The following is a 15,199-nucleotide window of genomic DNA, read 5'->3' as shown; positions in this document are numbered from 1 at the left end:
CCCAAGGTGATCATGGCGCTGGCAAATCATGTGCTGACCGACAAGGGCATCGAGGGCTTCCTGGCGGATTGGGCGAAGACGGGCCAGAGCATCCTGTGAAGTCGCGGGAGTTGTTTGCCACCGTTCCGCTCCCCCGCGGTGATGGTGACTGCAAGGTAGGACTTCCAGGATTGCATGGCTGACGAAACCCCTCTCGACCGTTTCAAGCAGGCCCTGACCGGGGCCAGCCGGGCGCTTTCGCGTGAGCCGGAAGTCGAGGTCGCGTGGAGCGCGGACAATCCAGCGGCCAGCGGGAAAAGCTTCCGTGTGCCGCTGCCGGGACGGAACCTGCCGCCCGAACAGGCGCGGGAAGCGCGCGGGTTTGCCGACAGCTTCTCGCTCAAGCTGCGCCACCACAACACAGCGTTGCATAGCCGGAACGCACCGCCCGAACCGGTGGCGCGGGCGTGTTACGATACCGTCGAACAGGTCCGTTACGAAGCGCTGGGGGCGAACAATTTTGCCGGGGTCGCGGGCAACCTCGATGCTGCGACCGAATTGCGCGCCGCCTCCGATCCCATTTCCCGCGCCCAGTCTGCGGACGATGTGCCGCTGCAGTCGGCGCTGTCCTTGCTGCTGCGCGAGAAGCTGACCGGGCGACCGATCCCACCGCGCGCGCAGGCCGGCGTGGAGATGGTCCGCAATTTCATCGAGGAGCGCGCCGGTGCCGACTTCGAGGCACTCGCGCTGTCGCTCGATGACCAGAGTGCGTTCCAGTCGCTCGCCCTCGATATGCTTCGCCACCTCGAACTGACCAAGGAAGAGGGCAAGGACAGCGGCGAGGACGACGAGGGCGAGGACGAAGACGGCGGCGAAGACGGCAATGAGGACGAGGGCGACGAGGATTCCGGCCAGAACGAACCGCAGACCACCGAAATAGCCGGCGATGCGTCCGACAGCGAGGAAGGCGACGGCGATTCGGAGAGCGAGACCCGCTCCGAAGAGGAAATGAACGACGGCGAAGCGGGTGACGAGGGCGAGGAAGGCATGATGCCGGTCCGCCCCAACCGCCCGTGGACCGACCTGCCCGATCACTTCGATTACAAGGTCTATACCACCCGGTTCGACGAGGAAGTCGAAGCGAGCGAGCTGTGCGATCAGGAAGAACTCGACCGGCTGCGCGCCTATCTCGACAGCCAACTGCAGGGCCTGCAGGGCATCGTCACCCGGCTGGCCAACCGGCTGCAGCGGCGGTTGATGGCGCAGCAGAACCGCAGCTGGGATTTCGACCAGGAAGAGGGGATTCTCGACGCGGCGCGGCTGGCGCGGGTAGTCACCATGCCGGGCCACGCGCTGAGCTATAAGGTCGAGCGCGATATCGAATTCAAGGACACTGTGGTGACTTTGCTGATCGACAATTCCGGTTCGATGCGCGGACGGCCGATCTCCATCGCCGCGATCAGTGCCGACATCATGGCGCGGACGCTGGAGCGCTGCGGGGTGAAGGTCGAAATCCTCGGCTTCACCACCCGCACCTGGAAAGGCGGGCAAAGCCGCGAGGCGTGGCTGGCGGAAGGAAAACCGGCCCAGCCCGGCCGCCTCAATGATCTGCGGCATATCATCTACAAGAAGGCGGACGAGCCGCTTCGCCGTGCGCGCCGCAATCTCGGTCTGATGATGCGCGAAGGCCTGCTGAAGGAAAATATCGACGGCGAGGCGCTGCAATGGGCGCATTCCCGCCTGCTCGCCCGGCGCGAGGACCGCCGCATCCTGATGGTCATTTCCGACGGCGCGCCGGTGGACGACAGCACGCTCAGCGTCAACAACGCGGGCTATCTGGAAACGCATCTGCGCAAGACCATCGAATGGATCGAGAAACTGTCCCCCGTCCAGCTGGTGGCCATCGGCATCGGCCATGACGTGACCCGCTATTACAAGCGCGCGGTGACGATCATGGACGTCGAACAGCTTGGCGGCACCATCATCGAACAGCTCGCCGGCCTGTTCGAGGTGGAGGGCAAGTGAACGTAAGCGAGGCTGTCGCCACCCGCCGGTCCGTGCGGGCCTTTACCGATCAGCCAGTCGATCGGGCGATCCTGCAGCGGGTGCTGGAGAAGGGGCAGCGCAGCCCCAGTGGCGGGAATACGCAGCCGTGGCACGCGGCGGTGCTGACCGGCGAACCGATGCAGGCGCTGTTCCGTTCGGTGGCGGATGTCCTGCCACAGGGCCGCGCGGCCCACACGCCCGAATATGACATCTACCCCAAGGACCTGGACGGTGCCTATGAACAGCGCCGCCGGGATGTAGGCGAGGATCTGTACCGGGCGCTGGAGATAACGCGCGAGAACAAGGCCGGGCGGCTGATGTGGTTCGCGAACAACTTTCGCGCTTTCGGCGCGCCGGTGCTGATGCTGGTGCACACACCTAAATACATGGGGCCGCCGCAATGGTCCGATGTCGGCATGTGGCTGCAGACGATCATGCTGCTGCTGCGCGAGGAGGGGCTGGACAGCTGCGCGCAGGAAGCCTGGGCGATGTATTCGGCGCAGGTCCGACAGGCTGTCACGATCCCCGACGATCATATCTTCTTCTGCGGCATGGCAATCGGCTACCGCGACGCCGGCGCACCGGTGAACAATTTTGCGGTGAAGCGCGCTGAATTGTACGAGAGCGTCACGTGGCAGGGATTCGACTGACCCCGTCACCCCGTTCGCGCGGTTTGTCGCATTTTACCCGATTATGACTCGCCTATTCCTGCTCGATAGGTCTATGCCTGCGCAATAATATGACGGGGGTCGCATAACGGTAATTCCGCCAGCAATGGTGGAAAATGTCCTTGGGGGGATACCGGTCTTGCGGAAAAATCAGTTCATACATTCCATTTTCGCGGCCGCGGGCGTGCTCGCATCGCTGTGCGCGGCCATGCCGGTGCAGGCCCAGCAGCGGCCGGTGCTGCTGCGGGAGAGTTTCCCGATCGGCGACGGCGGCGGCATCCTGTGCCAGGTGCAGGACCGCAGCGTCGGGAACCCGGCTAAGCAAGGCATTTTCGACCGTAGCTGGGCGATTGTCTGCCGCGACAGCGCGCAGGCGGTAGCGAATGTCTACGCCTTTCGGGCGGCGGGCACGGATCCCTCCCGCCTCGTTGCTCCGCTGCGCCGCGAAGGGGTCGATTGCAGCACAGGTTCCCCGGCACCCTTCGCCGCCCTCCCCGGAGCGCAGCGCGCCCTGTGCACCATCGCCGGAACCAGCCTGGAATGGTCGAGCATCAGCGTGAAGCGGGGCCAGACCACCTATATTGCCGAGGGTTTTGCCGCCTATGATGCGGCCACGGTGCTGGCGCTGCGGTCGGTAATCGACAATGCGGTGGCCGCCGGAACCATCGACGTGGCCTCGACCTCGGTGTCGGACCCGCTGTCCTTTGCCCGGGCGCAAGCCGAAACACTCAAGCCCGAGGCGGCGCTGGCAGAGGGATACCGGCGGAACCTGGGCGGCGAATATGCCGAGGCTGCGGCTTATTTCGAGACCCTCCAGCAGCGGCTCGAAGCGGATAGCGAAAACACGCTCAATATCGGCGAGTTCATCGTCAACCGCGCCTTGCAGAAATCCAATCTCGGCGAATTCAGCGTGGCCGACCGCCTGTTTGCCGAAGCTGCCGGGGAAACCCTCGGCGACCTGGTGGCGGAGCGGTTGCAGCGCAATTTCGAAGCGATCCACCTGATCAACCAGGGCTTGCTGGGCGAGGCGCTGGACCGACTCGACCAGCCGCTCAGCGACGGGCTTGCCGGGGTCGAGACACTCGGTGCGGGGCTTGCCATCACCTTGCCGATCGCGGAACGGCTCAACGATGGCGGCGGCGCGGGCGGCCTGCTCGGCTTTGTCGACGAGTTGAAGCTCTCGCCGGCGGAACGCGCCATCCTGATCGACGCGCAGGCGCTGCAGTTGCGCGGCACCGTGCTGCGGATCGGCGGCGATCTGGCGGGCGCGGAGAATGCGATGCTGGATTCCTATGCCAAGGCGATTGCCGTGCGGGATGGGCGGGTAACCTCGATCGCCCGGCTGCGTTCGCAGATCCTCGGCGAATTGGCACTGGTATCGGAAGCGCGCGGCAACGAAGGGCAGGCGGAAACCTATCTGCGTAATGCTCTGGCTCTGATCGAGGCACAATATCCCGAACGCCAGGCGGTCAGTGCGGCCAAGGCGCGGCTGGGCGCGTTCCTGCTGCGCCGCGGGCGGGAAGACGAGGCGATTGCGCTCTACCGCGATGTTATCGATCAATCTGTCGGCAAGCGCAATGCGATCACCGGTTTTTCCAACCAGCTGCGGCCTTATTTCCGGCTCATCGCCGAACGGGTTGAAGGCGACGCAGCCTTTGCCGAGGATTTCTTCAAGGCGACCCAGATACTCGTGCGCCCGGGCGTGGCGGAAACGCAGGCCGTGCTGTCGCGCGAGCTGAGTTCCAGTTCCACCGAAGGGGCCCGGCTGTTTCGCCAGTCGCTCGACCTCGGGCGAGATATCGAGCGGCTGCGGATCAGGTTCCTCGCGCTCGGCAAGATGGACCAGAGCGCCGCGATGGCTGCCGAACAGAGCGAACTGGCCGCACAGATCGACCGCCTGGAAAGCGAGCAATTGCGCACCCAGGCGCTGCTCAACGATTATCCGCAATACCGGGTGGTGGCCCCTCGCTCGCTGTCGCTGGCCGACTTCCGGGCGTCGCTGAAACCGGGCGAGGCCTATGCGAAGATGTCGGTCGTCGGCGGCGAGGCTTTCATGTTCTACGCCGACCGCGACTTTGCCAAGGCTTACCGTATATCCTCCTCCGAAGCGGATCTTGATTTCGAAGTCGATATGCTGCGCTCGTCGATTTCCGCGCTCGAAGGCGGGCGCTATGTGACCTATCCCTTCGAGGTCGCTTTGGCGCGCGACCTGCACAGAGCGCTGTTCGAACCGGTCGCGGACCGCCTGGCCGCCGCCAGCCACCTGGTGTTCGAGCCCGACGGCGCGTTGCTGCGTCTGCCGGTCGACATCCTGGTGGCGGACGATGCCTCGGTCGAAAGATATCTGGCGCGTTCCAGCGCGCCGGAGGGCGACCCGTTCGATTTCACCGGCATAGCCTGGCTCGGCCGGGACAAGACGATCAGCACCGCGGTTTCCGCGCAGTCCTTCGTCGATGCGCGCAAGGCCCCGCGTTCGCGCGCGGCAAGCGAATACCTCGGGCTGGGGCGCAATGTGCCGATCGGTGCGGTGCGGCCGGGAGCCACGCGGTCCGGGATCGCCGGGGAAGATTGCAGCTGGAACGCAGCCGCATGGAATGCGCCGATCGACGACAGGGAATTGCTCACCGCCCGCAAGCTGATCGGCGCGGGCGGTTCCCTGCTGCTGACGGGCGCGGAATTCACCGATGATGCGATCATGGGGCGGACGGACCTGCGCGATTACCGCATCCTGCATTTCGCCACCCATGGCCTGGTCACGCCGCCCAACGCGAATTGCCCTGCCAAGCCGGCCTTGCTGACATCGTTCGGCGGCGCAGGTTCTGACGGGCTGCTGTCGTTCGACGAGATTTTCGAACTAAGCCTCGACGCCGATATCGTCATCCTGTCGGCCTGCGATACCGCAGGGGGTGCCAGTATCGAAGCCACCCGCGCGGCGGGCGTCGGCAGCGGCGGCGGCACCGCGCTCGACGGTCTGGTGCGCAGCTTTATCGGCGCTGGCGGGCGAACGGTGATGGCCAGCCACTGGCCCGCGCCGGATGATTACGGGGCGACCGAGCGGCTCATCAGCGAGATGTTCCGCCTTGGCCGGGATCAGGGTGTCGGACTTGCCCTGCGTGCATCGCAGCACCGGCTGATGGACGATCCGCAGACCTCCCATCCCTTCTACTGGGGCGGCTTTGCGATCATCGGCGATGCCACGCGGCCACTGCTGTCCGATGCGCCGATAGCGGCAATGCCGGTCGCTGCCGCCGCTGCGGTGTTCGCACAATGAACGGGGTATCCGCCATCGTGGGCCGAAAATTCATCGGGTCCGCCGGTTTCGGGGCGGCGATCCTGCTGGCCAGCACCGCTCTTGCCAGCGGCGCTTTGGCGCAAACCGCGCCTACACCTGCTGCGCCGCCGACGCGGGAGGAAATCCAGCGCGACCGGCTGGAGGACCGCCTGCGCACCGAAGGGCAGGCAGTCGCCGTGGACGGCGCGATTGAACGCGCGCCCTGTCCGCTGGCTGCACCGGAATTTGCCGGTCTCACCTTCACCTTCACGCAGGCCCGGTTCAGCGGGCTGGAAGCGATCGGAGTCGCCATCGTGGAGCCTGCCTATGCGGAGCTTGTCGGACAGGAACTGTCCGTCGCCGCGATCTGCGACATTCGCGACCGCGCGGGCACCTTGCTCAGGCAACAAGGCTATCTGGCCGCCGTGCAGGTTCCGGTGCAGCAGATCGAAGGCGGCGTAGTCCGCTTCGATGTCGTGCTGGCGCGGATGAGCGCGGTGCAGGTTCGCGGGGAGCCGGGCCCGTCGGGCAGGTTGCTGCAGAAATACATCGACAAGCTTTCCGGCCAGCCGGTCTTCAACATCAACGAAGCGGAACGGTACCTGCTGCTGGCTCGCGACATTCCCGGGTTGGATGTGCGGCTGACGCTGCAGCCGGTGGCGGGCGGGCCGGAGACGGTCCTGGGCGATGTCGTCGGCGTGTTCAACGTCGACCGCACGCCCGTGTTCGCCGATCTCGCGGTCCAGAACTACGGCAGCAAGGAAGTCGGCCGCTTCGGCGCATTGGCGCGCGTACAGGTCAACGGTATTACCGGCATGGGCGATGAAACCACCGCCAGTTTCTACGTCACCGAAGATTTCGACGAGCAGCGCGTCCTGCAACTCGGCCACGAATTCCGCCTTGGCGGCGAGGGATTGCGGCTGGGCGCGAACGGCACGTTTGCCTGGAGCCAGCCGGACATAGCCGGACCGGACCTGTTCGAATCGGAAACCATGATCGTCAGCGCCTATGCCGGATTTCCGCTCCGGCGGTCGCAGGTAAGCAATCTGTTTGCCGCCGCCGGGTTCGACCTGATCGACCAGGACGTTTCCTTCACCGGCCTGCCGCTGTCGAAAGACCGGCTGCGGGTCGCCTATGCGCGGGTCGATTTCAACCGCATCGACCGGCCAAGCCTGACCGGCTCGGGCGGTTACAGCGCGGCGGAACCCCGCTTTGCCGTCGCTGGCGGGCTGGAGGTGCGGCAAGGGTTCGATGTGTTCGGGGCGAGCCAGGGCTGCGGACCGGGCTTTGTCCTGTGCACCGCGCCGGGCGCAGACGTGCCAAGTCGGCTGGACGGGGATCCGACCGCGCTGGTCGTGCGGGCCAGTGGCCGGGCGGATTTCAGGCCGGTGCCGGACATCAAGTTCTCGATCGCCCCGCGCGCGCAATATTCGCCCGACGCGCTGCTCAGCTACGAACAGGTGTCGGGCGGCAATTTCACCTCCGGGCGCGGCTATGATCCCGGCGCGGTGATCGGCGATAGCGGTATCGGCGCGCAAGTGGAGGCGGCCTATGGCTCGCTGGTTCCGGGCAGCTTCGGCGGGACCGCATGGCAGCCCTATGTCTTCTACGATTTCATGGCGGTGGACACCAACAATCTGCCCGGCGGGTTCGATACGATCAGTTCCGCGGGCGGCGGTGTGCGGGCCGCACTGGGCAACCGCCTGCGGCTGGACGTGTTTGGCGCAGTGCCGCTGGAACGGGCGCCGTTCCAGACGCAGCGCGGAGATTTCCGGCTGCTGATCAACCTCTCGGTCCAGTTGGTACCGTGGCGATGAGCGGGCCGAAGCGATCAGGTCGGACACGGGTTTGGACGGACAGACGGGTGGGCACATGAGCAAGATTGACACGCCATCGAACCTAGGCGGACGGCGCAATCGCTGGCTGATCGGCGGATCGAGCCTGGCAGCTGCAGCCGCGCTGACCCTGACGCCCGGCCAAGGGCTCGCACAGAGCCGGACAGAAGTGATGCCGCGACAGGTGGTGACGTCTCCTTCGTCGCTGGATTCCGCAATCGTCCCGACCGGGATCATTCGGGATGCGCCCGTTGTCGCGCCCCGTCAGCCAACAGCGGGAACGGCTCCTACGGCGGGCGCTTATACGTCGCTCGGCGGCGATTCCCATATTTCCAGCATCACCGCATTTTCGAGCACAACGGCTCCCTCGAACGGCGACACCAATACTGCCGGGATAAATGTCGCCGCCTCGGCAAACTATTTCGCCGCCGAAGTCGATTACCGCCCCGGAACCGGGCTGGATGTGGTCGAATTGCTGGCCTCCAGCGCGATCATCAACTGGACAACCAACGCGGCCGGGACAGCCGGCGGCGAAGTGACGTTCCTCGGCGCAGGCCAGCAGCTCAACTTCACCAGCGCACTTGGCGATTACACGGTCCTCAATCGCATATTCACGCCGACGGTCGACGCGGCGGTGCGGATCGACGGGACGGTCGCCAGCAACACCTTTTCGGGCAGCGGTACCGGCGGCAATATCTGGTTCTATAGCCCCGGCGGGCTGATCATCGGCGCCAGTTCAGTCTTCAATGTCGGCAGCCTGGTGCTGACCAGCAGCAATCTGAATGCCATCGGGACGACCATGAATTTCACCGGCGTCGCCGAAGCGAACACCGCGGTGGTGATCGAATCGGGCGCGCAGATTTCCGCACTCGGGCCGAACAGCTATCTCGCGGTGGTTGCACCGCGGGTGGAGCAGGGCGGATCGGTCAATGTCAACGGATCGGTGGCCTATGTTGGCGCAGAGCAGGCCCAGCTGACCATCAATGGCGGCCTGTTCGACATTTCCGTCGGGCTTGGTTCTGCCGATGCCAACGGAGTGGTGCATACAGGCACCACCACCGGGCCTGCGTCCTCGCCGATCCTCGGCGATGTGGGCGAGATTGTCGATGCCGACGCACGCGGGATCCATATGGTCGCGGTGCCCAAGAATACCGCGATCTCGATGCTGGTCGGCGGCACGGTTGGCTATCAACCCGCGGCGGCCGCTTCCCTGGGCGACAATGGCAGCATCATCCTGAGCGCAGGCGCAGGCATCATGGCTACCGGAGATGCTACCAACGCTGCGGCGCAGGTCGACACTGCCAACGCCGTAGCGGGCGGCAATGTAGTCCTCGACGCGGTGACCTTTACTTCCTCCGCTGACGTTTATGCCAGCGACAGCGTGACCCTGGCGCCAAGCGGGACAAACTCGATCCTGTCCGGCAGTGACGGGCGCGGCGGCTATGATCTGGATGTCACGGCGGGCGGCAATATCACTATGGCGCTGACGGATGCCGCCGTCATCGACGTGAGCGGGAATTTGACGCTTAGCTCGGGCGGGGACATCGCCATCGATCTGACTTCCGCCAGTGGTGCCATGACGGTTGGCGGCAATTTCACCGTCGAGACGTTCACCCAGGGGGCGGACGATTTCTCGACCTTCCGCGACAATGGCGGAACCGGGATTGGGGCGGACGCGGTGTCCGGCGCAATCACCTTGACGGTCGGCGGCGGGACCAGCCTAGACGTCGGGGGCAATCTGCTGATCAACAGCGCGGCGCAGGGCGGCAAGGGCGAGGTTCAGAACGGATCTGCGACTGCGGGCGATATTGCGGTCGATTTCGGGACCACCGGACCGGTCAATATCGGCGGCGCTCTGGCGATCAGCGCCCAGGCAATCTCGGCGCAGACCGGCAAGGAGGTCGGCAATGGACCGGGCGGAGTCGGGAGCGACAGCACGGCCGGTGATGTTACGCTCAATTTGGGCAGCAGCAGCTTCAGCGCCGGGGGGCTGTTCGTCAACACCAGCGCCGAAGCCAGCGCGGGCGACGATCCGCTCACCGCGCAAAGCAACGACGCGGCGGCAGGGGACATTACTGTCAACGTTACCGCCGGAACGAACCAGATCGGCAATCTCGACCTTTTCAGCCGGTCCGACGGTGCCTTGTCATTCGACGGGTCGGGCAATGAAATTTCAGGCCAGGCAGGGCGTGGGACAGTCAGTCTCAACGTGACCAACCCGGACACTTTGCTGGGCGTGGCAGGCAATGCCTTCGTCGATGCATCGACCAATGGCGTGGTTGCAGCGCCGACCGGCAACACGGTCAGTGTCACGGTGGACAATGTCGGGCCGGAAGGTGGGTTGCTGATCGTCGGATCGCTCATCATCGACACCACTTCGGGCGGCGGAGCCGACACCGGAGTTACCCAGGCGGGTTCGGTCCTGCTGCAGGCGGTCGAGGGCCGGATTTCGGCGGACTTCCTCGACATTCTTGCGCGCGCGTCTGAGCCTGGACGCAGTTTTTCCTTTACCGGCACGGGGCAGGATTTCCGCGGCGGTGACATTACCTTGCGCGCGGGCACCAACGGCGCAATGGATTTCAGGTTCGCCTTCATCGACAGCGAAGCCACCGGCGCATTACTCACTGCGGGGGACGCAATCGGCGGTTCGATCACGCTCGAAGCCAATGACGGCACGATCGCCTTCCAGAGCTTCGCGACTCTCGATGCCAGCGCAAGGGGCGGTTCCGGTTCCGACCCGGTCGATGGCGGAGCGGCCATGGCTCAGGGCGGCGAAATTACCCTGTCGCTTTCCGGAGCGAGTGGATCGTTGAGCCTGGGCAGCATATTCATCGACGCCGACGCCTTCATCCTGTTCGATGTCGAAAGCGGCAGCACCGATTTTATCGGCGATGGAGGGACTGCGGTCGCGGGTGATGTCATCTTCAACCTCGACGGCGGCAACCTGACCGCGAATTCGCTGTCAATCAGCAGTTCCGGCTACGGGGGAATCGGCGGTGGGCTGCCGCCCGGCATCACCGCGCTTTCAACCGGCCTTCCCTCCGCTGGTGATGGCGGCTTGGGGCAGGGCGGGAACATCCTGTTCAACCTCGACGGCACGGCGATGGTTGTCGGAAGTCTCGACATTCTCGCCGATGGCCTCGGCGGGGACGGCGCTTTCGGCGACTTCGAGATCGGCACACGCGGTGGCCGGGGCGGCGATGCTGTTGGCGGTACGGTGGTGTTCAACGCGCTATCGGGTTCGCTGACCGCGCAAACGATTACCGTCGCCGCACGGGGTAACGACGTGGAAGGCGGAGGAACCGGCGGTTCCGCTGCCGGGTCCGAAGGCGGCAATGGCGGTAATGCGACCGGCGGCAGTGCGACCTTCAATCTCGACGGGACCGCGGTCATCGACGCCGGCAGTATCGTGGTTTCGGCGGACGGTTACGGCGGCCGCGGGGGCAGTTCATTCGCCTTCTTCACCCAGACGCAAGCCGGCATTCCCGGTCAGGATGGCGGCGCCGGCGGCGATGGCACCGGCGGCACGGCGATATTCAACAATGTGAGCGGCGACCTTAGCTTTTCCAGTCTGACGGCCAGCGCCCAGGGGGTCGGCGGCGACGGCGGCGGAAGCTCCGGATTTTCGATGGGCGATGCCACCGGTGCGGGCGGTGCGGGCGGCGCGGGCACGGGCGGATTTGCCACGATCAATCTCGATCAGGATGACGCCAGCGGCCTGACCTATTCGGTCATCGCTGACGGGTCCGGCGGGGCGGGCGGCGGCGGACTGGACAGCGGCAACGGTGGATCGGCCACGGGCGGTACGGCGACCCTGGCGATCAACAATTCGGTCATTTCCCTCGGTACAGCGACTATCTCTGCCAGTGCGGCGGGCGGAAACGCCGGGTCCTCCGACACTGCGGGCGGTATTGCCGGGTTCGGGGGCGACGCAGTCGGTGGCGCTGCCAATCTGGAGGTCAACGGTGCGCTGGCCAGCGTGTCCACGTCCGAACCGCTGCAGATTGCGGCGAACGCGGTCGGTGGGAGCGGGGCGGACGGAGCACCTTCCGGAACGGTCGGAAACGGGGGCGATGGCGGCGCTGGCGGCAGCGCCAGCGGCGGCACGGCGCGGATCGGGGTAAGCGGTGCCGGTGCAAGCCTGACAGTGGATCCCGGGCTTGCGGCCTTGTCCGCAGACGCGGTGGGCGGTCAGGGCGGCCGCGGCGGACAGAGCTTCGATGCAATTGGCGGCACGGGCGGGCAGGGCGGCGACGCCGTCGGCGGCGTGCTGATGCTGGAAGCGAGCAGCGGAACCACACTGGCCCTGAGCAATGCTTCCGGCGTTTATGTCATGACCAGCACCGGCACGGGCGGGGCCGGCGGGCAGGGCGGCGACGGCGGCTTCTCGGCCGCATCGGCAGCGGGAACGGGCGGCAATGGCGGGTCCGGCACCGGCGGGTCCCCCACGCTGCGCGCGGTGGGCGGGACGATCACCGGAAGCGGTGTCGTCATGTCCGGTCTGGGCATCGGCGGCGACGGAGGCCTCGGGGGCACATTTGCATCGGGCATTCCCGGTATTTCGGGCAATGGCGGCGCTGCGCAGGGCGGCAGTCCGGTAATCGAACTGCTCGATGGCAGCCCCGGGATTATCACGCTGGGCGATGTCACCATCATCAGCAACGCCGTCGGCGGCACCGGCACCGTCAACGGTACCACGGTAGGCGGACGGATCGATATCCGCGACCTGTCGAGCGATGCCGGCGGGGTATTCTCCTTCGCCTCGCTATCGGCGACAGTGCTGGGCGATACTGCGTCTGCAGGTGGCGGTTTCTTCCTGACCGGCGGAAGCGAAGCCAACACCATCGCCGGTAACCAAACGGTCAATGTCGTCGGCGATATCTCCTACGCCTTCGCGGGCGACGGGCAGCTGGTGGTCGGCGGAACGACGAATCTCGCCGCGACCGGAAGCATCCTGGTCACCCACACCGGCAATACCGGCGTCGTATCCCTGTCGAGCGGCGGCGATTTCACCGCTTCGGCGGGGCTGGACTTCATCGCCGACGGGCAATCAGTGATCGGCAGCGGGGGCGCGGTGGCAATCCGCGCCGAGAGCGAGGCTGAGGCGAATGACCTGCGGGCCCTATCCAACATCTCGCTGTCCGCTGGTGGGAGCGTCACGGTCAACAACGCTTCCGTTACCGGGCCAGCACAGACCTTCGCCGTGGGCGCGGGCACCTTTGTGCTCAACGGAATCACCATCCGCGCGGGCGTAAATGCCAACCAGAGTCTCGAACAGTTCGACCCGAATTTCGATGCTACCATCACCGGCAATGTCACCTCGACCGGCTTCGTGTCGGTGACGGCGGGTGGTAACGCTCTGTTTGCCGCAGGCTCGAATACGGTGTCCGACAACGGCCTGACCGTGAGAACCGGCGACGACATCATCATTGCGAGTGGCGCTGTGGTGGAGGCCGGAGCCAATCCGGCGACCACTCCAAATGCCGCCAGTCCCTTCGCCAATTTCAACAATCTGGTGCTGGATGCCGGCGCGCTCGCGCGGTCGGGCGAGTTGCTCTCGCCGCCGCTTACCCCGCTTGCCTCGATTGTTTCGGCCGGCACGATCGAGGCGAATGATTTCGCCATAATCCTCAACGCCAACGCCATCGATGGGACCGGCGGCAGCATCAGCGCGGCCTCGCTGGCGGCGGACATTGTCGATGCTCCCGATGCGGGCGCGGCGCAGGGTGACGACGCCGGCCTGCTCGGCGGACAGTGCCTCCAGGGCAACATCTGTCTTGGATCGGTTTCAGCCGATAACCGGATCGAAATCGGCCAGAACAGCAACAATAACGTGATCGGACTGGTTGTCGAACAGGCGTCGATCAGCGCAAACGATGTTCTGATCACCATCCGGAACGACATCGTGATGGGCAGCGACGGGATTCCGACCACGATCCAGGCGGCAAACACCTTCTTCGCCGAAAGCCTTACCGGCGATATCAATCTGCTCGGCGCGGTCATCAACAGCGACCAGATCACGATTTCCGCAGCCGGCAGCCTGCTGGGGACCGGTTCGCTGACCAGCGTGAACGATATGGGCATCACCGTGGGCCAGGATCTGAACGCGCTGCTGATCGATACCGGCGGCCAGTTGACCACAGCGGCAGGAGTCGGCGGTGCGCCGGAAGCGGAATACAGCGTTGCCGGATCGATCAATGTCGGCACTTACAACCAGGGCGCAGCCGCCCCGCTGCGGGTGGTAGCGGGCGCGGGCAACAGCTTCGGCGCGATTAGCGTAGCCGGGGCGCAGGACATTACCCTGATTGCCGGGAACACCGGCCCGGGCGACGTATTTCTCGGCACGGCGAGCGGTGCCGGAAGCATTTTCCTGGGCGGCGACAATGTCGGTTTCGGGACCCTGGCCGGGGCGGGCGACATCATTGCCGTCGCCTCGGGCTCCGTCACCGGGACAAGCCTGACGGCGGGAGGCACCATTGACGTCTTCGGTCCCGCCGGCATCACCATCGGATCGCTTACCGGCAGCAGCGCCTTGCTGCAGGCTGCGGCTGGCGCGGTGGCCATTACCGGCGATATCGACCTTACAGGCCTGCTGGATGCGGCTGGCCGCAGCGTCCTGCTGCGTTCCACCAACGATCTGACCGTGCGCGCCGCCGCGACCGCGGGCGACATCGACATCGTGACCGCGGGCGATCTCGACCTTCGCGGCATCGAGGCAACGGGCGATATTCTTCTGACCTCGTCCGGCGGATCGATTTTCGTGAATGAGCCAGTTGCCAACAATGTGGGCCTGCTGCCGCAGGGCGCGCAGGGGCCGCTGACGGTTATTTCCTCGGGCGGCGACGTGGTGATCAGCGCCGCCGATGGCTTTACCGTCAATGCGGTGGTCAGCGCCGCCAACGCGCTGACGATCGAGGTCGGCCGGCTGATCGATCTGCAGGCGGCTGCCAGCGGCACGACTATCGGGGTGGTCGCGGGCGATCTCAACATCGGAACAGCTGGTTCGCTCGGGCGGAGCGATGCGACCACCGCAATCACGATCGGCACGGCTGGAGACATCGTTCTCGGCGGGGATCCCGGCTCGCCCGCGACCGGCGTGATGGGTATCGACAATGGCGAATTTACCCGCATCTTCAGCGGCGGTGACCTGTCGATCTCGGCCGCGATCGGCCCGCAGGGGGCAGGCGGCAACATCACTGTCGATACGCTGGACGTGCTGGTTGGCAGCGGAGCGGGCACGCCGCAGGACGGCAATATCGGCCCGGCGGGCACGCTGTCGCTCAGCGCGACCGGTGTCATCGATATTATCGGCACGGCCACCATGACCAATGCGGGCGCCGATAGCCGCTTCGCGCTGGACGCAGGCCAGTCGATCGACGTCGATACGATCGGCGGCGCGC

5 protein-coding genes and 1 pseudogene are annotated in these 15,199 nt (G+C 65.6%); all 6 read left to right on the top strand.

Going from position 1 to position 15,199, the window contains the following annotated elements; genetic code table 11:
* Positions 1-99: pseudogene (locus U0988_RS12335) on the top strand (fructose-6-phosphate aldolase); the annotation flags it as partial.
* Between the two features lie 75 nt (positions 100-174).
* Positions 175-2,004 carry a cobaltochelatase subunit CobT gene (gene cobT / locus U0988_RS12330; protein WP_322292927.1) on the top strand — a complete coding sequence of 610 codons (1,830 nt, stop codon included), beginning with the start codon at positions 175-177 and terminating at the stop codon, positions 2,002-2,004.
* Positions 2,001-2,675 carry a nitroreductase gene (locus U0988_RS12325; RefSeq protein WP_322292926.1) on the top strand — a complete coding sequence of 225 codons (675 nt, stop codon included), beginning with the start codon at positions 2,001-2,003 and terminating at the stop codon, positions 2,673-2,675. Before cobT ends, U0988_RS12325 begins: the two co-directional genes overlap by 4 nt.
* Before the next feature lie 202 nt (positions 2,676-2,877).
* A complete protein-coding gene (locus U0988_RS12320; RefSeq protein ID WP_322292925.1) occupies positions 2,878-5,964 on the top strand; it encodes a CHAT domain-containing protein in 3,087 nt (1,028 codons plus the stop codon).
* On the top strand, positions 5,961-7,781 hold the full coding sequence (locus U0988_RS12315; protein WP_322292924.1) for a ShlB/FhaC/HecB family hemolysin secretion/activation protein: 1,821 nt from the start codon (positions 5,961-5,963) through the stop codon (positions 7,779-7,781). Before U0988_RS12320 ends, U0988_RS12315 begins: the two co-directional genes overlap by 4 nt.
* 55 nt (positions 7,782-7,836) lie before the next feature.
* A partial coding sequence (locus tag U0988_RS12310; RefSeq protein ID WP_322292923.1) for a hypothetical protein occupies positions 7,837-15,199 on the top strand: 7,363 nt, incomplete at its 3' end.

The sequence above is a fragment of the Allopontixanthobacter sp. genome (assembly GCF_034376665.1).
Lineage (GTDB): Bacteria > Pseudomonadota > Alphaproteobacteria > Sphingomonadales > Sphingomonadaceae > Allopontixanthobacter.
The sequence above is the reverse complement of the archived record's forward strand: the minus strand, read 5'-3'. Positions and strand labels throughout refer to the sequence as shown.

Excerpts from the sequence above, each read along its gene's own strand:
- cobT (WP_322292927.1), top strand. The coding sequence starts at position 175 with ATGGCTGACGAAACCCCTCTCGACCGTTTCAAGCAGGCCCTGACCGGG.
- U0988_RS12315 (WP_322292924.1), top strand. The coding sequence starts at position 5,961 with ATGAACGGGGTATCCGCCATCGTGGGCCGAAAATTCATCGGGTCCGCC.